Raw genomic sequence first — 22,461 nt, 5'->3', positions numbered from 1 at the left:
GCGCATGTCCTGTTCAACGATGCGCGGCTGTTGAGGGTGCTGTTGGGGGCGCCGTTGGGGTTTCTGTGGGTGCGTATCTGCGGGTCAGTTGTGGCTGGTCGCGCCCACGCGGCGGAGCCGCACATTGATACAGCCCCGCGCCCCTAACGGGGCGCCGTTTGGGTTTCTGTTGGTGGCATCTGCGGGTTGTTTGTGGCTGGTCGCGCAGTTCCCCGCGCCCCTTACGGGGCGCTCCCTACTCCCCCTCGGTGTGCGCCTCCCTCACTCGCAGTGCCCTTCCCAAGTCGTCCAGTTGGTCCACCAGCTTGCGGCGCAGGGACGGGATCGGGTTGGACTTCTTGAGGCACTTCTCGCCGCGGCGGAGGGTTTTGGCGTCGACGGCGTACACCGGGAAGGCCCAGCGGCCCGCCGCCTCGGCGATGGCGGGGCCGCGGCGGGCGGCGAGGGCGACCGCGTCGGTGAAGTACCGCTCCACGTACTCCTCCAGCAACTCGGCCTGTTCGGGCTGCCAGAAGCCCTGGGCGGTGGCCGTGAACAGGTAGTTGGAGAGGTCGTCGGTGGCGAACATGGCCTCCCAGGCCGTGCGCTTGGCCTCCGGGTCGGGCAGCGCGGCCCGGCAGCGGGCGGCGCCCTCCTGGCCGGTGGCACTCGGGTCGCGCCGCGCCTCGGCGGCGATCGCGGCCTCGTCCGCGGCGCCGAGGACCGCGAGGCGGCCCAGGATGCGCCAGCGCAGCTCGGGGTCGAGCTCGGGACCTCCGGGCACGGTGCCGTCGGCGAGCCACTCGGCGACGGTGTCGGGGTGGGCGGCGACGTCGATGAAGTGGCGTACGGCGGTGAGGCGCAGGCCCGGGTTGGATCCGTCCTCGGTGCGGCGGATCAGGTCGTGGCACAGGGAGGTGAGGCTCGACAGGGCGGCGGGCCGGTCCGCGTCCGTCAGGAAGCGGCCCGCGACCTGGACCGACGCGAACGACAGGACGCCCTGGACCAGCGCCAGGTCCGTCTCGTGCGGCAGATGGGCGCGCGCGGCCTCCAGGTAGGCGGAGGCGGGCAGTTCACCGTCGCGGACCGCGTCCCGCAGGGCGTTCCAGACGACGGCACGGGTCAGCGGGTCGGGCAGCGCGGACAGCTTGTCGCGGACCGCCGCGAAGGACTCGGGGTCGAAGCGGACCTTGGCGTAGGTGAGGTCGCCGTCGTTGAGGAGGAGCAGGGCGGGCCGCTTGCCGATCGGACTTGCCGCGTCCTGGGGGACGTCGAGTTCGGGGCGCGCGCGCAGGACGAGGTGGCCGTTGTCACCGGGGTCGGGGTCGTAGAGGCCGACGGCGATGCGGTGCGGGCGGCTGCCGTCGCGCTGAACGCTCACCGTGTACGTGCCGTCGTCGGCCCGGGCGACCTTCGGGGTGAGGGTGTCGACACCCGTGGTGCGCAGCCAGGAGTCGGCCCAGGCGTGCACGTCGCGTTCGGTGGCGTCGGCCAGGGAGTCGATGAAGTCGGCGAGCGTGGCGTTGCCGAACCGGTGGCGGGCGAAGTGGGTGTTGATGCCGGCGAGGAAGTCCTTCTCGCCGAGCCAGGCCACGAGTTGCCGTAGCGCGGAGGCGCCCTTGGCGTAGGAGATGCCGTCGAAGTTGAGCAGCGCGGAGGCGGTGTCGTCGACGGCCTCGGGGGCGACCGGGTGGGTGGAGGGGCGCTGGTCGGCGTCGTACCCCCAGGCCTTGCGGGCGACACCGAAGTCGACCCAGGTGTCGGTGAAGCGGGTGGCTTCGGTGAGGGTCTGGTAGCCCATGTACTCGGCGAAGGACTCGTTCAGCCAGATGTCGTCCCACCACTTGAGGGTGACGAGGTCGCCGAACCACATGTGGGCCATCTCGTGGGCGACGACCATGGCGCGGGTCTGCCGCTCGGTGTCGGTGACGGCGGAGCGGTAGACGAACTCGTCGCGGAAGGTGACCAGGCCGGGGTTCTCCATCGCCCCGAAGTTGAACTCGGGGACGAACGCCTGGTCGTAGGAGTCGAAGGGGTACGGCTCCTCGAACTTCTCGTGGTAGCGGTCGAAGCACGCGCGCGTGATGTCGAGGATTTCTTCGGCGTCGACGTCCAGGTGGGGCGCGAGGGAGCGGCGGCAGTGGATGCCGAAGGGCAGTCCGCGGTGCTCGGTGCGCACGGAGTGCCAGGGCCCGGCGGCGACGGCGACCAGGTAGGTGGAGATCAGCGGTGTGGGGGCGGCCCGCCATGTGCCGTCCTCCTGCTGCTCGGTGATGCCGTTGGCGATGACCGTCCAGTCGTCGGGCGCGGTCACGGTCAGCTCGAAGACGGCCTTGAGGTCGGGCTGGTCGAAGGCCGGGAAGACGCGCTTGCAGTCGTCCAGGGCGAGCTGCGTGTAGACGTAGGTCTCGCCGTCGGTGGGGTCGGTGAAGCGGTGCATGCCCTCGCCGGTGCGGGAGTAGCGCATGGCGGCGTCGATGCGCAGCTCGTGTTCGCCGGCGGTCAGGCCCTTGAGGGGCAGCCGGTTCTCGTCGAACGTGTCCAGGTCGAGGGCGTGTCCGTCGAGGGCGGCGTGGCGCAGTTCCTCGGGCTTGAGCTCGACGAAGGTGTCCGTGGCTTTACGGTCCCCGCGGACCGTGAAGTGGATGACGGTGCGGGAGTCGAACAGCTCGTCGCCACGCGTCAGATCGAGGTCGATCTCGTAGCGGTGGACGTCGAGGAGCCTGGAACGTGTCTGCGCTTCGTCGCGCGTCAGTACGGACATGCAGGACATGCTGCCTGATGCCACTGACACGGCACAGGGGCGGGACGGTACACGGCATTTGTCCGCCGCCCTCCCCCGTGCGCCCCGTGCAAGCTGTGTCCCACCGCCTCAGACCTGCCTCAGGCCTGTGTCCGGTCCTCGGCGGGCTTCTCGTCGCCCGCCTCGTCCCGGGCGCCGCCTGCCGCTTCCTCGGCGTCGCGTCGCGCGCGCTGCCCGGGTACGCGCCCGTCGGGGTGCGGTAGTGCGGGGTCCGGCTGCGGCGTGAGGTCCCCGAGGCGGGCGCGCAGCTCCCGTACCTCGCGCTCCAGGGCGTGGCTGCGCTGGTGGGCGTCGTACAGGAAGCGGACCTTGGTGCGCAGCGCCCAGGGGTCGACGGGCTTCATGACGAGGTCGGCGACTCCCAGCGCGTAGGCCGTGGAGGCGAGTTCGGCGTCGGGGCCGAAGCCGGTGAGCAGGATGACGGGGATGTGCTGGGTCTGCTCCAGACGCCGCAGGTAGCGCACGACGTCGAGGCCGCTGACACCGGGCATACGGACGTCGAGGAGCAGCAGCCCGACCTGGCCGCGCAGGACCTCCTTGAGTGCCGCGTCGCCGCTGGTGGCGCGCGTCAGCCGGTAGCCCAGCGGGGCCAGGGCGCTCTCCAGGGCGTACAGCGTGTCCTCATGGTCGTCGACGATGAGGATCCTGGCATCCGACGGCATGGCCCGACGTCCCCTCGCTCGGACACATCAGTCAGCCCCGGCTACCTCACCGCGCGTACCCGGGGTCTGACAAGGAGTGCTCAGGCAGGATGCCTTCTGGCGGGCGCGGTGTCACTCCCCTGTACCGGCCACGCCGTTCACCGCGCCGTCCGCGATGCGCTCGTGATGGCGAATGACCTCGGCGATGATGAAGTTGAGGAGCTTCTCGGCGAACGCCGGGTCCAGGTTGGCGTTCACCGCGAGGTGGCGCAGCCGGGCGATCTGCTGGGCCTCGCGCGCCGGGTCGGCGGGCGGCAGCCGGTGCTCGGCCTTGAGGTGGCCGACCTGCTGGGTGCACTTGAACCGCTCGGCGAGCATGTGGACGACGGCGGCGTCGATGTTGTCGATGCTCTCGCGCAGCCGGACGAGCTCGGCGCGGACGGCGGGGTCGACTTCCCCGGTGCCGGTGTTGCTGGAGGTCATGGGCGTCACCCTACGGGGCGTCCCGTTGTTCGATCATCGGGCGGCTCTCCTGGGTGCGGAAGTGGACCGGGGCCACGCCGACACGACGGGTGAACAGGCGGGAGAAGTACGCCGGGTCGTCGTACCCGACCCGCCGGGCCACGGCGGCGACGGGCAGGTCGGTCGAGGCGAGCAGTTCCTTGGCGCGGTCCAGGCGGATGCGCAGGAGGTAGTCCTTGGGGCTGCAGCCGGCGCCGCGGCGGACGGCGGTGCGCAGCTCGGCGGTGGTCATGCCGAGCCGGGCGGCGTGCTCGGCCACCGACAGGGGTGTGCAGGCGTCGCGGGCGAGGGACTGCAGGGGCCGGTCGCCGTCCGGGGCGAGGTCGGCGCGGGCGCCGCGCAGGGTGACGAGGAGCTCGTGCAGGGCGGCGCCCGCCGCCACCTCGGGCAGGGGTGTGTCGCGCTGGACGGTGCGGGCGACGCGGCCGATGACCGCGCGGGCGCCGGACGCGTCCGAAAGGGGCACCACAGGCCGGTCCGGTTCGATGCAGCCGAGTTCGGTGTACGCCTCGGTCGCGGGCCCGGTGAAGGCGACCCAGCTCTCGTCCCAGTGCGGGTCGGGCCCGTAGTGGTGCGGGACGCCCGGGGTGAGCCAGAGCAGGACGGGTGCCGTGACCTCCACACGAGGCCCGTCGCCGGCCCGGAACCAGCCGCCGCCCGCGCCGATCACCACGGCCACGTGGTGGTCGAGGGTGCGCGGCCCGACGGTGGGCAGCTCGCCGTACTGCAGTCCGACGCCGAGGCAGGCGAGGCCGAGCCGGTGGAGGGCGGGGCCGGGCGTGAAGTAGCGCATCCAGGTGTGGTAGGCGCGCCTCCCTGCGTCCACGGGGTCCTCACCTCCCTGCGTCCACGGTGCCTTCACCTACTCGCGTCCACAGTGCCCGCACCTACCTGCACCCACAGTGCCCTCACTTTCGTCCAAGCGTCGCCGATCTTTGTCCATGGACGTGGTCACCGCCAGGGGTGAGGGTGAGGCCATGAGCGAAATCAGGGTCGGGAACAGCGAATTCAGTGTGGGGGACAGCGACTTCCTGCTGGACGGGCGCCCGGTGCGGCTGCTGTCGGGCGCGCTGCACTACTTCCGGGTGCACGAGGAGCACTGGGGCCATCGCCTGGCGATGCTGCGGGCGATGGGCCTCAACTGTGTGGAGACGTACGTCCCGTGGAACCTGCACGAGCCGCGCCCCGGCGAGTTCCGTGAGGTGGGGCAGCTGGGCCGGTTCCTGGACGCGGCCCGGGAGGCGGGGCTGTGGGCGATCGTGCGCCCGGGGCCGTACATCTGCGCGGAGTGGGAGAACGGCGGGTTGCCGCACTGGGTGACGGGGCAGCTGCGCACGCGGGACGAGCGCTTCCTGGAGCCGGTGGAGCGCTGGTTCCGGCGCCTGCTGGGCGAGGTCGTACCCCGGCAGATCGACCGGGGCGGTCCGGTGATCATGGTGCAGATCGAGAACGAGTACGGCAGCTACGGCACCGACCAGGTGTACCTGCGCCGGCTGGCCGACCTGGTGCGCGCCGAGGGCGTGACGGTGCCGCTGTTCACGACGGACGGTCCGGAGGACCACATGCTCACGGGCGGCTCGATCCCGGGGCTGCTCGCGACGGCGACCTTCGGGTCCCGCGGGCGCGAGGCGTTCGACGTGCTGCGCAGGCACCGCCCCACGGGTCCGCTGATGTGCATGGAGTGGTGGTGCGGCTGGTTCACCTACTGGGGCGGGGAGCAGGCGGCACGCGACGCGGAGGACGCCGCGCGGTCGCTGCGCGAGATCCTGGAGTGCGGTGCCTCGGTGAACCTCTACATGGCGCACGGCGGCACGAACTTCGCGGGCTGGTCGGGCGCCAACCGGGGCGGCGGCACCCTGCACGACGGTCCGCTGCACCCGGACGTCACCTCGTACGACTACGACGCGCCGATCGACGAGTACGGGCGCCCCACCGAGAAGTTCTGGCGCTTGAGGGAGGTCCTCGCGGAGTACGCGGACGGCCCCCTGCCGGACGTACCGCCCGCGCCGGCGGCCCTGGGCGAGGCCGTCCCGGCCCGGCTCACCGCGTGGGCGCCCCTGGAGGACGTCCTGGAGTCGCGCGGCGGCCCGTCGGTCGAGGCACCGATGCCGCCCACCTTCGAGGAACTCGATGTGGACCGCGGCCTGGTGCGCTATTCCGTGGAGATCCCGGGCCCCAGGGAGCCGTACCCGCTGCTCGCGCGCGGGCTGCGCGACCTCGCGGTGGTGTACGTCGACGGGGAGCGGGCCGGGGTGCTGACCGAGGACGAGCCCCAGCTGAAGGAGCCCGTCGCGGGTCCCGCGCGCGTGGAGCTGTGGGTGGAGTCCCTGGGGAGGGCCAACTACGGGCCGCGGCTCGGCGAGCCGAAGGGCATCACCGGGGGTGTCCTGCACGAGCGTGCGTTCGTGCACGGCGTACGCGCGCGTGGGCTGCGTGTCGACGCGCTGGACGACATCGAGGGCGTGCCGTTCCGGGAGCTGCCCGAGGAGGGCGCACCGGGGCTGTACCGGGGCACGTTCGAGGTGCGCGGGGCCGGGGACGCGCTCCTGAAGCTCCCGGGATGGACGCGGGGCTTCGTCTGGGTCAACGGCTTCAACCTGGGCCGCTACTGGTCCGTCGGGCCGCAGGACGAGCTGTACGTGCCCGGTCCGGTGCTGCGCGAGGGCGCGAACGACCTGTGGGTGCTGGAGCTTCAGGAGGCGGCCGGCGACTTGTCGCGGGGCACGTCCGCGTTGCCGCCGGGGGCTCCCTCGCTGCGGCCGGTCTCGCGGTAGCCCCGCGTGCATGAGCGTGGCGCCCCGGCGCTCGCGCCTGGGCGCCCGTGACCGGGGTCACGGGCGCCCCGTGCTCACAGCCTGGACGCGGGCGTCACAGCGTGGACGCCGCCTGGGCTATGGCCGACGCGAAGGTGGACACCTCGGTGTAGACACCAGGGGCGTTGGGCCGGGCGCAGCCCTCGCCCCAGCTGACGATGCCGACCTGGATCCAGGCACCGGCGTTGTCCTTGCGGAACATGGGGCCGCCGGAGTCGCCCTGGCAGGTGTCGACGCCGCCGGCCGCGAAGCCGGCGCAGATCTCCTCGCCCGGGACGAGGTCGTCGTAGAGGCCGCCGTAGGCCTTGCAGGTGGCGTCACTGACGAACGGCACGGTGGCCTTGAGCAGGTAGCGCTGCTGGGCTCCGCCCTCGCGTGCCGCGCCCCAGCCGGCGACGGTGAAGTCACCGGTGTTGTACTGCGAGGTCGTGGCGATCTTCAGGGTCGGCAGGTTGATCGGCTGGGCGAGCTTGATGAGCGCCCAGTCCTTGCCGGTGCCGTTGTAACCGGGCGCCTGGAGGACCTTGGTGGAGCGGACCTGGACGCGGCCGCTGGTGGACTGCAGGTCCACGACACCGGCGGTCGCGGTGATGCTGGTGTTGTTGCCGGAGCCGCTCACACAGTGCGCGGCGGTCAGCACGATCTGCTGGGTGTAGAGGGCGCCTCCACAGCCCATGGAGAGCCGGACCATGAACGGGAACTCGCCCTGCGCGGCACGGGTTCCGCCCACGACCGGGTTGGGCGCGGCGTTCGCGCTGACCGGCTGGAGGCTGACGACGGCGAGGGCGGCGGCTCCGGCCACCGCGGCTCTCTTGAGGAAGGTGAACAGCTTCTTCAACGGACTGTCCTCTCGTGGGGGGTGGATCGCGTATGGCAGGTTCATGACATGCCGCCCCACAGACGACAGTCAGGTACCTGTCAGAACGTTGTGTGAAGTATGAAGATCCCCTCCACCGGCCACAAGGGGCAAAAACGCGCCACCACGCGCCGGTCGCCAACCCGTCGGCGTCCACATGCGTCGACTTAGAGTGGAGGCGTATCGAGGCGTCGTGGGGGTACTGACGTGGCGAACGGCGGACCTGTCGAGCACGGCTTCCCGCACCTGGACACCGTGCGGGAGTCGATCACCGCGCTGTACAAGCGCCTCTCGTACGACACGATCCGCGACTTCGGCACCAGCGTGGCCCCCGTCGACGTGGCCTTCTGCGACACGGACGACCTGCACCTGGGCGCCCAGCGCGTCGCCCGTGAGATCGTCCGGCACTACCGGCTGCCCGACACCCGGATGATCATCAGCTTCCGCGAGATGACCCACGCGGCGAACGTCGAGCTGACCTCGGGCCCCGAGTACTTCATCGAGCTCAACGACCGCTTCCGCACCCACCGCCGGGACATCGGCGCGGCCCTCGCGCACGAGGTCATGCACGTCTACCTGCACCGTCTGGGCCTGTCGTTCCCCGGCACCCGCGCCAACGAGATCCTCACGGACACGGCGACGACCTACCTGGGCGCGGGCTGGCTCCTGCTGGACGCCTTCCGGGAGGACCGGGACTCCTCGCAGAAGCTGGGCTACCTCACCCCGGAGGAGTTCGGCTATGTGCTCGCGAAGCGGGCGACGCTGTTCGGCGAGGACCCGTCGATCTGGTTCACCAGCCCGCAGGCGTACACCGCGTACACCAGGGGCGCGGACCGGGCCCGCCGGGACGAGCAGCAGCCCCCGCTGACGGCCGCCGGCTGGGCGGGCCGCCGCCGCTACGCCAAGGACCGCCGCCATGCCCAGGACCACCACAACGCCCAGGACCACCGCCCGCCAGATCCGCAGCCGGGCGTCCCGTACGCGTTCACACCCGACGGCCGGGGCCCGCTGTGCGTCTCCTTCCCCTGCCCCACCTGTCACCAGCGCATCAGGGTCCCCGTCCGTGGCCGGGTCCGCGCCCGCTGCGGGTTGTGCCGGACGGTGCTGGAGTGCGACACGTGAGGCGGGCGGTGCCGGTGAACGACGTCATACCGTGAGCCGTTGGCGAAAGCGGGCCGGGCGCGCGAGGCTCGGAAGGTATGAACGAGCACGAGCCGCCGACGGGACCGGGCCTCTTCACGGCGGTGTACGAGGGCGACGAGGACACGGTCGTACGGCTGCTGCGGGCCGGCGTGAGCCCGGAGGCGACGGACGAGGGCGGCCAGACGGTCCTGTACCTCACGGCGGTCAGCGACGCGCCCGGCATCGCGCGCCTGCTCCTGACGGCGGGCGCCGACCCGGACCGTCTCAGCGCGGGCACGGACTCCCCCCTGTGCGGCGCGGCCTGCGGCGGCCACACGAAGGTCGTCCGCGCCCTGCTGGCCGCCGGGGCGACGCCCGACCTGGAGGAGGAACTGGGCTTCACCGCGCTGACCTGGGCGGTGCAGCGGGGCAACACCGACGTGGTGGCGGCCCTCCTGGAGTACGGCGCGGACCCGAACCGCCCCACCCCGACGGGCGAACCCCCGCTCGTGGCAGCCGCCCGCCGGGGCTCCCCGTCGTGCGTGCGCGCCCTCCTGGAACACGGCGCCCACGCGCGCGTGGAGGCCCTGACGGAGGCGCGCCGCTGGCTGACCGTGGACGTGGCCGCGGAGCTGCGCGCCGGCCTGGAGCGGACGTACGGACCCGGCCACGAGGTGACGACCCTCCGCGTCCCCGAGGACGGCGGCATCACCGTCGTGGTCGAACTGCGCACCGGTGACCGGACGGTGGCGGGCAACGACCAGCAGACCGGGCACGCGGAGATCGTGGGGCTGCTGGAGTCGGTCCGTGGCGAGGACGCGGGTCTCGGACGGTGGTGGTCCGGCCCCCAGGTCCCCGACACCACTCGCGAGTTCCCCGACAGCACCCGCGGGTTCCCTGGCAGCACTCACGATCTTCCGGATACACCGCCCGCTGTATGACCGGCCCACGGTGGGTGGGCCGCACGACAGCCACGTCACCCGGCCACGTCACCCGGCCCCGTACACCGGCCTCGGAGGCTCCGCTTCCGCGAGGAGCTTGAGGGCCGCCTCGCCCGCCTCGGCCGGGGTCCAGCGGGCACCCTTGTCGGCGGTCGGTCCCGGTCGCCAGCCCTCCATGACCGTGATGCGACCGCCCTCGGTCTCGAAGACCCGCCCGCTGACACCCGCGCTCGCCGCCGAGCCCAGCCACACCACCAGGGGCGAGACGTTCTCCGGGGCCATGGCGTCGAAGCCGCCGTCGGGTGCGGCCATCGTCTCGGCGAAGGCGTGTTCCGTCATACGGGTGCGGGCGGCGGGAGCGATGGCGTTCACCTGGACCCCGTAGCGCCCGAGTTCGGCCGCCGCGACCAGGGTGAGCCCGACGATGCCGGCCTTCGCCGCGCTGTAGTTGCCCTGCCCGACCGAACCCAGCAGACCCGCTCCGCTACTGGTGTTGACGACCCGGGCCACCGGTGTCCGCCCCGCCTTGGCCTCGGCACGCCAGTGCGCGGCCACGTGGTTCAGCGGCAGGAAGTGTCCCTTCAGATGGACGCGCAGAACGGCGTCCCAGTCGTCCTCGTCGAGGTTGACGAGCATCCGGTCGCGCAGGAACCCGGCGTTGTTGACGAGGGTGTCGAGCCGGCCGTACGTCTCCAGCGCGGTGCGTACGAGGGACGCGGCGCCCTCGGTCGTGGCGATGTCGCCGCCGTGGGCGACCGCCTCTCCGCCTGCCGCGCGGATCTCGGCGGCGACCCGGGCCGCCGGGCTGTCCGGTCCCGGTGCACCGTCGAGGCCGACGCCGAGGTCGTTGACGACGACGCGGGCGCCCTCGGCGGCGTACGCGAGGGCGTGGGCGCGCCCCAGTCCGCGCCCCGCGCCGGTGACGATGACGACGCGCCCCTCACAGATCCGGCGTGCGCTCATCCGGTTCTCCTTTCCCGGTCTGGTTGGTTGACGGTGGTTGGTTGACGGTCGCGGCGTCGAGGAACGCGGGCCGTTCGCCGCCGCCGTGGACGAGCAGTGAGGCCCCTGTGATGTAGGCCGCCGCGTCCGAGGCCAGGAAGACGGCGGCACCGCCGATGTCGGACGGCTCGGCGAGCCGGCCCAGCGGGACCGTGCGGGCGACGGCCGCGACGCCGTCCTCGTCGCCGTAGTGGAGGTGGGACAGCTCGGTGCGGACCATGCCGAGCACGAGTGTGTTGACGCGGATGTCCGGGGCCCATTCCACAGCCATGGACCGGGCCAGGTGGTCCAGTCCCGCCTTGGCCGCGCCGTACGCGGCCGTCCCCGGCGAGGGCCGGTCCCCGCTCACGCTGCCGATCATCACGATGGCGCCCCCGGCCCGTTTGAGGTGCTCGTACGCGGCGAGCGAGACGGTCAGCGGTGCGGTGAGGTTGAGCTCGATGACGCGGGCGTGGCGTCGGGCGTCGCCACCGGTACCGCCGTCGGCCAGCGGCCGATAGGGAGCGCCGCCCGCGTTGTTGACGAGGACGTCGACACGGGGCAGGCCGTCGAACAGGCGGTGTACGGCGTCGGGGTCCCGGACGTCCACCGGCACGAACTCCGTTCCCTTCACCGGCTCTTCGGGCGGTCTGCGCGCACAGACCACGGTGTCGGCGCCCGCCGCGGCGAAGGCCCGCGCGATCCCGGCGCCGACACCGCGGGTGCCGCCGGTGACGACGACGAGCTTGCCTCTCAGCGGCGTGCCGTCCTGCCGGGCGGTTCGCTGTCCGGCGAGCTGCCGGGCGGACTGTCCAGGGGGCTGTCCGGCTCGCTGTGCGGAGTTATCCACAGGCTCTCCCGCGGGCTTCCGTTCGCTGCTACCTTCGACATCGAACCTAACAAACGTTTGGTGGAAAGGTAGCTGATGAGCTGATGGGTGTCTCCACCTCGTCCCCGGAGAAGGGGATTTCCGTCGTCACGGTCGACTTCCCGCCCGTGAACGCGCTGCCGGTGCGCGGCTGGTTCGAGCTGACCGAAGCCGTGCGCGCGGCCGGCCGCGACACCGACGTCCGCTGTGTGGTGCTGGCGGCCGGGGGACGCGGGTTCAACGCGGGGGTGGACATCAAGGAGATACAGGCACAGGGTGGTCCGGCCCTGGCGGGCGCCAGCCAGGGCTGCGCGGAGGCCTTCGCCGCGGTGTACGAGTGCGAGGTCCCCGTGGTGGCGGAGGTGCACGGCTTCTGCCTGGGGGGCGGGATAGGCCTCGCGGGGAACGCGGACGCGATCGTGGCGAGCGACGACGCCACGTTCGGTCTGCCCGAGCTGGACCGCGGCGCGCTGGGGGCGGCCACGCACCTGGCCCGGCTGGTCCCGCAGCACCTGATGCGCGCCCTGTACTACACGTCGCGCACGGCGACCGCGGCCGAGCTGCACGCGCACGGGTCGGTGTGGCGTGTCGTGCCGCGCGGCGAACTGCGCTCGGCCGCACTGGAGTTGGCTGGCGAGATAGCCGCCAAGGACGGTCGGCTGATCCGGCTCGCCAAAGCCGCCATCAACGGCATCGACCCCGTCGACGTCCGCCGCAGCTACCGCTTCGAGCAGGGCTTCACCTTCGAGGCGAGCCTCAGCGGGGTGGGCGACCGGGTCCGGGCCACCTTCGGGAAGGAGGGGGCACAGGTGGGTGACCATGACTGACAAGACGATGACCCCGGACGAGGTCGTCGCCCGGCTGGAGAGCGGCATGACCCTCGGTATCGGCGGCTGGGGTTCTCGCCGAAAGCCGATGGCCCTGATGCGGGCTCTGCTGCGCTCGGGGATCACCGACCTCACCGTCGTCTCGTACGGCGGCCCGGACGTGGGCATGCTCGCGGCCGCCGGGCGCATACGGAAGCTGGTCGCGCCGTTCGCGACCCTCGACTCGATCCCGCTCGAACCGCACTACCGCGCGGCCCGTGAGCGCGGAGCCTTCGAGCTGACGGAGGTCGACGAGGCGATGTTCATGTGGGGCCTGCACGCGGCCGCGAACCGGCTTCCGTTCCTACCGGTGCGCGCGGGCATCGGCTCGGACGTGATGCGGGTCAATCCCGGGTTACGGACGGTGCGGTCGCCGTACGAGGACGGGGAGACGTTCGTCGCCATGCCCGCCCTGCGGATGGACGCGGCGTTCGTCCACCTGAACCGCGCCGACCGGCTGGGCAACGGGCAGTACCTGGGCCCGGACCCGTACTTCGACGACCTGTTCTGCGAGGCCGCCGACCGGGCGTACGTCTCCTGCGAGCGCATCGTGGACACGGCGGAGCTGACGAAGGAGGCGGCGCCCCAGACGCTGCTGGTGGGACGGCACACGGTGGCGGGTGTCGTCGAAGCGCCGAACGGCGCCCACTTCACGTCGTGCGCGCCCGATCACCGCCGGGACGAGGCCTTCCAGAAGCACTACGCGAGCACCCCCTGGCCGGAGTTCGCCGAGCGGTTCCTCAGCGGGAGCGAGCAGGACTACCAGCGCGCCGTACAGGCCTGGCGCGAGGAGCACGAGGAGAGCGAGGAGCACGGGGACAGGAAGGCGCACGAGAAGAAGCAGAAGAAGGAGGGGGCATGACGGCCGTGACCCGCGCCGAGTACTGCGTGATCGCCTGTGCCGAGGCATGGCGGGGCGCGGGGGAGATCCTCGCGAGCCCCATGGGCCTGATCCCGTCCGTGGGCGCGCGGCTGGCCCGGCTGACCTTCGCCCCGGACCTGCTGCTGACCGACGGTGAGGCGATGCTGGTCCGGCCGGACGGGACTCCGGAGGGCTGGCTGCCGTACCGCAGGCATCTGACCCTGGTCACCGGCGGCAGACGGCACGTGATGATGGGCGCGAGCCAGATCGACCGGTACGGCAACCAGAACATCTCGTGCGTCGGCGACTGGGCCAGGCCCCGCCGGCAGTTGCTCGGGGTGCGGGGCGCGCCGGTCAACACGCTGAACAACCCGACGAGTTACTGGATACCGAGGCACTCCCGGCGGGTCTTCGTCGAGAAGGTCGACATGGTGTGCGGGGTGGGGTACGACCGTGTGGCCGAGCACCCGGGCACCGGCCGGTTCCACCGCATCCCCCGCGTGGTGTCCGACCTCGGGGTCTTCGACTTCGCCACGCCGGACCGCTCGATGCGCCTGGCCTCGCTGCATCCGGGGGTGACGGTGGAGCAGGTGAGGGACGCGACAGGGTTCGGGCTGACGGTTCCCGAGGACCTTCCCCGGACCCGCGAACCGTCGACGGAGGAGCTGCGCCTGATCCGCGAGGTACTCGACCCGAAGGGCACCCGGGAGCGGGAGGTCCCGGACCCCGCGTCGACCGGAGGAGTGGGCCGAGGGACGGGCCAGGGGGCGGGCCGCTGATGGACACCGCGCTCACCCGGCTCGTCGGCGTCCGTCATCCCGTCGTGCAGACCGGCATGGGCTGGGTGGCGGGTCCGCGCCTGGTCTCCGCCACGGCGAACGCGGGCGCGCTCGGCATCCTGGCGTCCGCGACGATGACGCTCGACCAACTCCGGGACGCCACAAGGGAGGTGAGGTCCCGCGCGGACGCGCCGTTCGGGGTGAACCTGCGGGCCGACGCGGGGGACGCCCATGACCGGGTGCGGATCATCATCGAGGAAGGCGTGCGCGTGGCGTCGTTCGCGCTGGCGCCGTCCAGGGAGCTGATCGCCGAGCTCAAGGACGCCGGTGTGGTCGTCATTCCCTCCATAGGCGCCCGTCGGCACGCGGAGAAGGTGGCCGCGTGGGGTGCGGACGCGGTGATCGTGCAGGGCGGCGAGGGCGGCGGGCACACCGGGGAGGTGGCGACGACCGTGCTGCTTCCTCAGGTGGTCGACGCCGTGGACATACCGGTCGTGGCGGCGGGCGGTTTCCATGACGGGCGGGGGCTGGTGGCGGCGCTGGCGTTCGGCGCCGCGGGGATCGCCATGGGCACGCGGTTCCTGCTGACCTCGGACTCGACGGTTCCCGACGCGGTGAAGGCGAGGTACCTCGCGGCGACCGTCCGGGACGTCACGGTCACCACGGCCGTGGACGGACTGCCGCACCGCATGCTGCGGACGGAGTTCGTGGACTCGCTGGAGCGGGCGGGGCGTACGCGGGCGTTGGCGCGGGCACTCCGGCGAGCGGCCGGCTTTCGGCGGCTGTCGGGGCTGACCTGGCGGGGCATGGTCCGCGACGGGCTGGCCCTGCGGCACGGCAAGGACCTCACCTGGAGCCAGGTCCTCCTCGCCGCGAACACCCCGATGCTGCTCAAGGCGTCGATGGTGGAGGGGCGTACGGATCTCGGGGTGATGGCGTCCGGGCAGGTCGCCGGGGTGATCGACGACCTGCCGTCGTGCGCGAAGCTGGTGGACCGGGTCATGGCGGAGGCGGAGGAGACGCTGAAGTCCCTGGAGGCGCTCGGTACCGTCCGGTGATCGTCCCTCCTGCGCTCAGAGCCGCTCGATGATCGTCACGTTCGCCTGGCCTCCGCCCTCGCACATCGTCTGGAGGCCGTAGCGGGCGCCGGTGCGTATCAGTTCGTGGAGGAGGGTCGTCATCAGCTTGGCGCCGGTGGCGCCCAGGGGGTGGCCGAGGGAGATGGCGCCGCCGTTGACGTTGACCTTGTCCGGGTCGGCGCCGGTCTCCTTCAGCCAGGCCAGGACGACGGGCGCGAAGGCCTCGTTGATCTCGACGAGGTCGATGGCGTCGAGGGAGAGGCCGGTCTTCTTCAGAGCGTGCGCGGTCGCCGGGATGGGGGCGGTGAGCATACGGATGGGGTCCTCGCCACGTACGGAGAGGTGGTGGACGCGGGCGCGCGGGGTCAGCCCGTGCTCCCGTACGGCTTGCTCGGAGGCGAGGAGCAGCGCGGCGGCGCCGTCGGAGACCTGGGAGGAGCAGGCGGCGGTGACGGTGCCGCCGTCGATCACCGGGTTCAGGGCGGCCATCTTCTCCAGCGAGGTGTCGCGGCGCGGGCCCTCGTCGGTCGTGACGTCCCCGTACGGGACGGTCTCGCGCTCGAAGCGGCCCTCGTCGATGGCGCGGACCGCCCGCTGGTGGGAGCGCAGGGCGTACTCCTCCTGGTCGCGGCGGGTGATGCCCCACTTGGCGGCGATCATCTCGGCGCCGGCGAACTGGTTCACGGGCTGGTCCCCGTAGCGGGCGCGCCAGCCCTCGCTGCCGGCGAAGGGGCCCTCGGTGAGGCCGAGAGGTACGGCGGCCTGGCGGGAGGCGAAGGCGATGGGGACCATCGACATGTTCTGGACGCCTCCCGCGACGACCAGGTCCTGGGTGCCGGACAGGACGGCCTGCGCGGCGAAGTGCACGGCCTGCTGGGAGGAGCCGCACTGGCGGTCGACGGTCGTGCCCGGCACCTCCTCGGGCAGTCCGGCGGCGAGCCAGCTGGTGCGGGCGATGTCACCGGCCTGGGGTCCGACCGTGTCCAGGCAGCCGAAGACGACGTCCTCGACGGCGGCCGGGTCGATCCCCGCGCGCGTGACCAGCTCCTTGAGGACGTGCGCCCCGAGGTCGGCCGGATGGACCCCGGCCAGGCTTCCCCCGCGCCGCCCGACGGGCGTGCGGACCGCTTCGACGATGTAGGCCTCGGCCATGACGGCTCCCTGGGTTCAACAGCTAGAACAACTATTCGCGTACGGCGATTCCGTCCAGCACCATCGACAGGTACTGGCGGGCGATCTCCTCCGGGCTGTGCTGTCCGCCCGGCCGGTACCAGGACGCGGCGACCCACACGGTGTCGCGCACGAACCGGTAGGTGAGCCGGATGTCGAGGTCGGCCCGGAAGACCTCGGCGGCGACCCCGCGCTCCAGCGTGGACAGCCACGCCTTCTCGAACTTGCGCTGTGACTCGACGAGGAACGCGAAGCGCTCCTGCGGGGCGAGCTGCTTGGACTCCTTCTGGTAGATGGCGACGGCGGAGCGGTGCCGGTCGATCTCCCGGAAGGATTCGGTGACCAGGGCCTCCAGGGTCTCCCGGGGCCCGAGATCGGCGTCCAGGACCGCGTCGTAGCCGTCCCAGAGCTCGTCGAGGAAGGTCCGCAGGATTTCCTCCAGCATCGATTCCTTGGAGTCGAAGTGGTAGTAGAGGCTGCCTGCGAGCATCCCCGCGTGATCGGCGATCTTGCGGACGGTGGTGGCGTTGTAGCCCTGCTCGGCAAAGACCTCGGCGGCGGTGTCGAGGAGTTCGCGCCGCCGTTCCGGCACGGCGGTCACCTCGGGCTTCTTCTTGGTAGGCACCACCACATTGTGGTCCTAGGCATGTCGGCTGCTCACGGCGACGACCTCACCCGTCATATAGGACGAGTAGCCGGACGCCAGGAAGACGATCACGTTGGCCACCTCCCAGGGTTCGGCGTACCGCCCGAAGGCCTCGCGTGCGGTCAGTTCGGCGAGCAGTTCCGGGGTCGTCACCTTCACGAGGTGGGGGTGCATGGCGAGGCTCGGCGAGACCGCGTTGACCCGGACCCCGTACTCGGCGGCCTCCAGGGCCGCGCACCGGGTCAGCGCCATGACGCCCGCCTTCGCGGCGGCGTAGTGGGCCTGCCCTGCCTGGGCGCGCCAGCCGACGACGGAGGCGTTGTTGACGATGACTCCGCCGCGCCCGCCCGGGCGTCGTTCACGGAAGGCGCGCAGGGCGGCACGGGTGCACCGGAAGGTGCCGTTCAGTGTCACGTCCAGGACCCTCGACCACTCGTCGTCGGTCATGTCGACGAGGGCCGCGGTCCCGCCGAGACCGGCGTTGTTGACGACGATGTCGAGGCCGCCGTGCACCTGGAGCGCCTCGTCGAACAAGGCCCGCACCTGGGTCTCGTCCGTCACGTCACAGGGCTGCGCGGCAACGGAGGGCGCGCCGAACTCCCCGGCCAGCTCCGCCTCGTACTCCTTGAGCCGCCGGGTGTGGGTGTCGCTGATCAGGACGCGCGCTCCCTCCTCCAGGAACCGGCGAGCGGTGGCCCCGCCGATCCCGGCCCCGGCGGCCGCGGTGACCACGGCGGTGCGCCCCCGCAACAGTCCGTGACCGTCCATGTACGCCGGACTCTCGACGTCTGTCATAGGGCCACGCTAACCTACCAAACACTTGTTAGGGAAGAACGGTGAAGCGCCGGCAGCAGAAGCAAAGGACGGTGACCGTGGACCTCACGCTCTCCCCCGCCGACGAGGCGTTCCGCGCCGAGGCGCGTGCCTGGCTCGACGCCCACGTGCCGGCCGAGCCGCTGCCCTCCCTGGAGACCGAGGAGGGCTTCGCGGCCCACCGCGCCTGGGAGGCCGAGCTCGCGGCGGCCCGCTGGTCGGTGGTGTCCTGGCCCGAGGAGTACGGGGGCAGAGGGGTCGACATCTTCCGCTGGCTGGTCTTCGAGGAGGAGTACCACGCGGCGGGCGCCCCCGGCCGGGTCGGACAGAACGGCATCAGCCTCCTCGCCCCGACGCTCTTCGACCACGGCACGCAGGAGCAACGCGCGCGCGTGCTCCCGTCGATGGCGACCGGAGAGACGGTCTGGGCGCAGGCGTGGTCGGAGCCGGAGGCCGGTTCGGACCTCGCCTCGCTCACTTCGCGCGCGGTGCACACCGACGGCGGCTGGCTTCTGAGCGGGCAGAAGACGTGGGCGTCGCGGGCGGCGTTCGCGGACCGGGCGTTCGGCCTGTTCCGCAGCGAACCGGGCCTGCCGAAGCCCCATCAGGGGCTGACGTACCTGATGTTCGACCTGCGTGCGCCCGGCGTCACGGTCCGTCCGATAGGGCGCCTCGACGGCAAGCCCGCCTTCGCCGAGCTGTTCCTGGACGCGGTGTTCGTCCCCGACGAGGACGTGATCGGCGAGCCGGGCGAGGGCTGGCGCATCGCCATGTCGACGACCGCCGAGGAGCGCGGGCTCACGCTCCGCTCCCCCGGCCGCTTCCTCGCCTCCGCCGACCGCCTGGCCGCGCTCTGGCGGGAGCGCGGCCAGGACCCCCTCGTCCGTGACCGCGTGGCCGACGCCCTGATCGGGGCCCGCGCCTACCAGCTCTTCACGTATGCCGCCGCCTCCCGCTCCGCCGTGGGCGAGCGGCTCGGCCCGGAGTCCAGCCTGAACAAGGTCTTCTGGTCCGAGTACGACATCGCCCTGCATGAGACCGCCCTCGATCTCCTGGGCGAGGAGGGCGACCGGGCGGACACGGGCTGGTCGGAGAGCTACGTGTTCTCCCTGGCGGGCCCCATCTACGCCGGCACGAGCGAGATCCAGCGCGACATCATCGCCGAGCGCCTGCTCGGCCTCCCGAAGGGCCGCCGCTGATGCGCCTTCTCCTCCGGAAGGTGCACCACGCACGAGCCCGCCGCTCGAAAGGGCCCTCCTGATGCGCTTCCTCCTCGACACCGAGCAGCGGGCCTTCGCCGACTCGCTGGACGCGATACTCACGGCCGCGGACACTCCGTCGGTCGTACGGGACTGGAGTCGCGGTGACGTGGGGCGGGGGCGTGCGCTGTGGTCCCGTGTCGCCGAGGCGGGCGTCTTCGCCCTGGCGGCACCGGAAGCGTACGAGGGAATGGGGCCGCTTGCCGTCGAACTCGCGGTCGCCTTCGTGGAGTTGGGGCGGCACGCCATGCCGGGCCCACTAGTGGAGACGGTGACGGCGGCCGTCCTGCTCGCCGGGCTGGACGACGCGGGTCCCGCCAAGCGTCTGCTCCCGGCGCTGGTGGCGGGCGAGTCGATGGCGACCGTCGCGCGTGCCGGGTCGTACGCGCTGGACGGGGACACCGCCACGACCCGCCTGTCCCTGACCGCCGACGGCGAATTGCGCCTCGCCTCCGGTCACGGCCCGGTCCACCCCTCCCTGGACCCGGCCCGCCGCCTCACGCCCCTGCGCCCCGACGGCGGACTCCTCGCCGCCTCAGCGCCCTTCGCCCACGCCCTCCTCTGGGCCCGGCTCGCCACCGCGGCCCAGGCGCTCGGCGTGGGGCTGGCACTGCTCGACAGGACGGTGGCGTATGTGCGGCAGCGGACCCAGTTCGGCGCACCCATAGGCTCGTTCCAGGCGGTGAAGCACCGGCTGGCCGACGCGAAGGTGGCCCTGGAGTTCGCGCGCCCGCTGGTGCTCGGTGCGGCGGTCACCCTGGACCCGGCCGATGTGGCCGCCGCCAAGGTCACCGCCTGCGAGGCCGCGTACACCACCGCCCGCACGGCCCTGCAACTGCACGGCGCGATCGGCTACACGGCCGAGTACGACCTCTCGCTCTGGCTCACCAAGGCCCGTGCCCTGCGCACGGCGTGGGGCACATCGGGCGAGTGCCGGGAGGTGGTGCTCAGTGGTGTCAGTGGTGGTGGTCGCCGCTCGTGAGCTCCCGGTACTCCTCGGCGGTCGGCTTCGGGATGTGACTGTCCTGCCCGTACATGGCCCGGGCGAGCCGTGCGCGCAGCCGCTGGGAGCCCTTGACCCGGCGGACGACGCCGTTCGCGTCGACGCGCGGCCCGGTCTCGTACGGCGGCACCTGCTCATGCTGTGTGAGCGTGTGCAACTGCTCCGGCGAGAGCGGCTCGTGGACCTCGACGAACTCGCCGTGCGGCAGTCGTCTGATCACGCCGGTCTCCCGCCCGTGCAGCACCTTGTCACGGTCCCGGCGCTGCAGGCCCAGGCAGATCCGTTTGGTGACGACGAAGGCGAGCACCGGGACCACGAAGAAACCGATGCGCACGAACCACGTGATGGCATTGATCGACAGGTGCAGGTGGGTGGCCACGATGTCGTTGCCGCCGCCGATCAGCAGCACCCCGTACAGACTGAGCCAGGCCACGCCCAGCGCGGTGCGCACGGGTACGTTGCGCGGCCGGTCCAGGATGTGGTGCTCGCGCTTGTCCCCGGTGATCCACGCCTCGACGAACGGGTACACGGCGATGGCCAGCATGATCAGCGGGAAGAGCGAGAAGGGGATGAAGACGCCCAGGGCCAGCGTGTGGCCGAAGGCGTTGATCTCCCATCCCGGCATCACCCGGATCAGCCCCTCGGAGAAGCCGAGGTACCAGTCGGGCTGGGCGCCGGTCGTCACCAGGTCGGGCCGGTACGGTCCGAAGGCCCAGACGGGGTTGACGGTCGCGATCGCCCCCATCAGCGACAGCACACCGAAGACGAGGAAGAAGAATCCGCCGGCCTTGGCCATGTAGACCGGCATGAACGGCATGCCGACCACGGACTTCTGCTCCCGTCCGGGCCCGGGGTACTGGGTGTGCTTGTGGTAGAAGACCAGGATCAGATGCGCGACGACCAGGCCCAGCATGATCCCGGGCAGCAGCAGCACGTGGATCGGGAAGAAGCGCGAGATGATGTCGTGCCCGGGGAACTCCCCTCCGAAGAGGAAAAAGGAGAGGTACGTCCCCACGATCGGCACCGACAGGATGGCGCCCTGCGCGAATCGGACGCCGGTGCCGGAGAGCAGGTCGTCGGGGAGCGAGTAACCGGTCAGGCCGGTGATGAGGCCGAGCATCAACAGGGTCCAGCCGAACAGCCAGTTGAGCTCGCGTGGCTTGCGGAAGGCGCCGGTGAAGAACACCCGCATCATGTGCACGAGCATCCCGGCGACGAACACGAGCGCGGCCCAGTGGTGGATCTGCCGGATCAGCAGCCCACCGCGCACGTCGAAGCTGATCTCCAGCGTGGACTCGTACGCCCTGGTCATGAGGACGCCGTTGAGCGGCTCGTACGAGCCGTTGTAGACGACCTCGACGCCGCTCGGCTCGAAGAAGAGGGTGAGGTAGACACCGGTGAGGATCAGGACGAGGAAGCTGTAGAGGCAGACCTCGCCGAGCATGAAGGACCAGTGGTCCGGAAACACCTTGCGCAGGTTGGCCTTCGCCAGCGCGTAGACCCCCAGGCGCCCGTCGGCCCAGTCCGCGAGCCGTTCCCCACCGCCGCTGTCCCTCCGGGCGCCCCTGCCGCCCTTGTTGACCGATCGCGCGCCGTCCATGCGTCGCCTCCCCGTCGGCTCACCCCAGGGTGGCACGCGGGTCTCACCCTGTAAACGGGGCACACTCCCCGTATCAGGCCACGATCCCCTGGCGACGGGCCGCCGCCAGCCACGCCGGGAACTCGCCGAGCAGCCGGTCGTACAGCTCACCGTCGGACACCTGCCGCGGGTCCTTGCCGGCGTGGAAGAACCCGGCGTTGTCGACGACCCGCTTGCCCGGCACCGCCAACTCGTCGAGCTTGCGCAGGAAGTCGAACTGTTTGCTGTCCGGGTCCCCGAAGCCGATGAACTGCCAGAACAGGGGGAGCCGGGCGGCCTTGCACAGATACCGTTCCGCGGCGAGCTTGTTGATGGGCCCGCCGTCGGTCTGGAAGACGACCAGGGCGGGGTCCCGCGAGCCGCTGTCGAGGTAGTGGTCGATGACGGCGTCCATGGCCAGGTGGTAGCTGGTCTTCCCCATGTGGCCGAGCTCCGCCACGATGCGCTCGACACGGCCCCGGTGGTCGGCGAGGGCGATGTCGGTGACGGCGTCGATGTCCGTGGAGAAGAACACGACGGGCACCGTTCCGTCGTCGTCGAAGTGCGCGGACAGACCGAGCACACGGTCGGCGAGGGCCTGCACGCTGCCGTCCTTGTAGTACGGCTTCATGGAGCCGCTGTAGTCGACGACGAGGTACACGGCGGCGCGTTGCCCGTCCAACCCGTGCTTGGTGAGAGAGGCCCCGGCGGTCTTGTAGAGGCTGACGAGCCCCGGCGCGGTCTCCTCCACCTTGCTGAGGCTGATCGCTGCCATGCGGGCTCCTTCGGGGCTGGTGCGGGACGCCGAGGCTACCGTCACGGCGCCCCCTTCCCTCCCTC

General features: G+C 71.7%; 21 protein-coding genes. 9 read left to right on the top strand and 12 right to left on the bottom strand.

Annotation, left to right across the window (positions count from 1 at the left end; translation table 11 throughout):
• Positions 1-235 precede the first annotated feature (235 nt).
• The 4 genes from pepN to FNH08_RS17795 form a co-directional block, all read right to left on the bottom strand.
• Positions 236-2,752 (bottom strand): aminopeptidase N, encoded by a 2,517-nt coding sequence (pepN, locus tag FNH08_RS17810; protein WP_152772476.1) that lies wholly within the window; start codon positions 2,750-2,752, stop codon positions 236-238.
• 110 nt (positions 2,753-2,862) lie between these two features.
• The gene (locus FNH08_RS17805) at positions 2,863-3,444 is read right to left on the bottom strand and encodes a response regulator (protein ID WP_228034196.1); all 582 of its coding nucleotides are present in this window, start codon (positions 3,442-3,444) and stop codon (positions 2,863-2,865) included.
• A 111-nt stretch (positions 3,445-3,555) separates the two neighbouring features.
• Positions 3,556-3,906, bottom strand: coding sequence for a chorismate mutase (locus FNH08_RS17800; RefSeq protein WP_152772475.1), 351 nt, complete (start codon positions 3,904-3,906; stop codon positions 3,556-3,558).
• 10 nt (positions 3,907-3,916) lie between these two features.
• Positions 3,917-4,738: a helix-turn-helix domain-containing protein gene (locus FNH08_RS17795; protein ID WP_152772479.1), complete on the bottom strand. Its 822-nt coding sequence runs from the start codon at positions 4,736-4,738 to the stop codon at positions 3,917-3,919.
• Positions 4,739-4,922: 184 nt separating this feature from the next.
• Between FNH08_RS17795 and FNH08_RS17790 the strand changes: the two genes are divergently transcribed.
• Positions 4,923-6,719, top strand: a complete 1,797-nt coding sequence (locus tag FNH08_RS17790; protein ID WP_152772474.1) for a glycoside hydrolase family 35 protein — start codon at positions 4,923-4,925, stop codon at positions 6,717-6,719.
• 94 nt (positions 6,720-6,813) lie between these two features.
• On the opposite strand, the gene FNH08_RS17785 is transcribed toward FNH08_RS17790, so the two are convergent.
• A complete protein-coding gene (locus FNH08_RS17785; RefSeq protein ID WP_152772473.1) occupies positions 6,814-7,596 on the bottom strand; it encodes a S1 family peptidase in 783 nt (260 codons plus the stop codon).
• A gap of 225 nt (positions 7,597-7,821) precedes the next feature.
• Between FNH08_RS17785 and FNH08_RS17780 the strand changes: the two genes are divergently transcribed.
• Both FNH08_RS17780 and FNH08_RS17775 read left to right on the top strand, forming a co-directional pair.
• Positions 7,822-8,736: a hypothetical protein gene (locus FNH08_RS17780; protein ID WP_322724734.1), complete on the top strand. Its 915-nt coding sequence runs from the start codon at positions 7,822-7,824 to the stop codon at positions 8,734-8,736.
• 77 nt (positions 8,737-8,813) lie between these two features.
• Complete coding sequence (locus tag FNH08_RS17775) at positions 8,814-9,677, top strand: ankyrin repeat domain-containing protein (RefSeq protein WP_152772472.1); 864 nt, start codon at positions 8,814-8,816, stop codon at positions 9,675-9,677.
• Positions 9,678-9,725: 48 nt separating this feature from the next.
• On the opposite strand, the gene FNH08_RS17770 is transcribed toward FNH08_RS17775, so the two are convergent.
• On the bottom strand, positions 9,726-10,640 hold the full coding sequence (locus FNH08_RS17770; protein ID WP_152772471.1) for an SDR family oxidoreductase: 915 nt from the start codon (positions 10,638-10,640) through the stop codon (positions 9,726-9,728).
• Positions 10,618-11,415, bottom strand: coding sequence for an SDR family oxidoreductase (locus FNH08_RS17765; protein WP_152772477.1), 798 nt, complete (start codon positions 11,413-11,415; stop codon positions 10,618-10,620). The genes FNH08_RS17770 and FNH08_RS17765 overlap by 23 nt, the downstream gene beginning before the upstream one ends.
• Before the next feature lie 176 nt (positions 11,416-11,591).
• Between FNH08_RS17765 and FNH08_RS17760 the strand changes: the two genes are divergently transcribed.
• The 4 genes from FNH08_RS17760 to FNH08_RS17745 are packed head-to-tail and all read left to right on the top strand — an operon-like array spanning position 11,592 to position 15,091.
• Entirely contained in the window at positions 11,592-12,353 is a 762-nt protein-coding gene (locus FNH08_RS17760; protein WP_152772470.1) for an enoyl-CoA hydratase family protein, read from the top strand.
• Positions 12,346-13,254: a CoA transferase subunit A gene (locus tag FNH08_RS17755; RefSeq protein ID WP_152772469.1), complete on the top strand. Its 909-nt coding sequence runs from the start codon at positions 12,346-12,348 to the stop codon at positions 13,252-13,254. The genes FNH08_RS17760 and FNH08_RS17755 overlap by 8 nt, the downstream gene beginning before the upstream one ends.
• Entirely contained in the window at positions 13,251-14,033 is a 783-nt protein-coding gene (locus FNH08_RS17750) for a CoA-transferase subunit beta (RefSeq protein WP_152772468.1), read from the top strand. The genes FNH08_RS17755 and FNH08_RS17750 overlap by 4 nt, the downstream gene beginning before the upstream one ends.
• Positions 14,033-15,091, top strand: coding sequence for an NAD(P)H-dependent flavin oxidoreductase (locus tag FNH08_RS17745; RefSeq protein WP_152772467.1), 1,059 nt, complete (start codon positions 14,033-14,035; stop codon positions 15,089-15,091). The genes FNH08_RS17750 and FNH08_RS17745 overlap by 1 nt, the downstream gene beginning before the upstream one ends.
• Positions 15,092-15,106: 15 nt before the next feature.
• Here the strand turns inward: FNH08_RS17745 and FNH08_RS17740 are convergent, their stop codons facing one another.
• From FNH08_RS17740 to FNH08_RS17730, 3 genes are read right to left on the bottom strand one after another with little or no spacing between them, the layout of a single operon-like run.
• Positions 15,107-16,264, bottom strand: a complete 1,158-nt coding sequence (locus FNH08_RS17740) for an acetyl-CoA C-acetyltransferase (RefSeq protein WP_152772466.1) — start codon at positions 16,262-16,264, stop codon at positions 15,107-15,109.
• 31 nt (positions 16,265-16,295) lie between these two features.
• Entirely contained in the window at positions 16,296-16,907 is a 612-nt protein-coding gene (locus FNH08_RS17735; protein ID WP_322724732.1) for a TetR/AcrR family transcriptional regulator, read from the bottom strand.
• A 15-nt stretch (positions 16,908-16,922) separates the two neighbouring features.
• On the bottom strand, positions 16,923-17,723 hold the full coding sequence (locus FNH08_RS17730; RefSeq protein ID WP_152772465.1) for an SDR family oxidoreductase: 801 nt from the start codon (positions 17,721-17,723) through the stop codon (positions 16,923-16,925).
• Positions 17,724-17,800: 77 nt separating this feature from the next.
• Here FNH08_RS17730 and FNH08_RS17725 point away from each other — a divergent pair, with 77 nt between their 5' ends.
• Complete coding sequence (locus FNH08_RS17725; protein WP_322724731.1) at positions 17,801-18,940, top strand: acyl-CoA dehydrogenase family protein; 1,140 nt, start codon at positions 17,801-17,803, stop codon at positions 18,938-18,940.
• A 61-nt stretch (positions 18,941-19,001) separates the two neighbouring features.
• Entirely contained in the window at positions 19,002-19,982 is a 981-nt protein-coding gene (locus FNH08_RS17720; RefSeq protein WP_152772464.1) for an acyl-CoA dehydrogenase family protein, read from the top strand.
• On the opposite strand, the gene qcrB is transcribed toward FNH08_RS17720, so the two are convergent.
• Both qcrB and FNH08_RS17710 read right to left on the bottom strand, forming a co-directional pair.
• Positions 19,957-21,603 (bottom strand): cytochrome bc1 complex cytochrome b subunit, encoded by a 1,647-nt coding sequence (gene qcrB / locus FNH08_RS17715; RefSeq protein WP_152772463.1) that lies wholly within the window; start codon positions 21,601-21,603, stop codon positions 19,957-19,959. The two genes, FNH08_RS17720 and qcrB, sit on opposite strands and share 26 nt — an antisense overlap.
• 73 nt (positions 21,604-21,676) lie before the next feature.
• A complete protein-coding gene (locus FNH08_RS17710; protein ID WP_152772462.1) occupies positions 21,677-22,396 on the bottom strand; it encodes a vWA domain-containing protein in 720 nt (239 codons plus the stop codon).
• Positions 22,397-22,461: the final 65 nt, after the last annotated feature.

Source organism: Streptomyces spongiae (assembly GCF_009377185.1).
Lineage (GTDB): Bacteria > Actinomycetota > Actinomycetes > Streptomycetales > Streptomycetaceae > Streptomyces > Streptomyces spongiae.
Note: the sequence above shows the minus strand (reverse complement) of the source record. Positions and strands in the feature narration are given on the sequence as shown.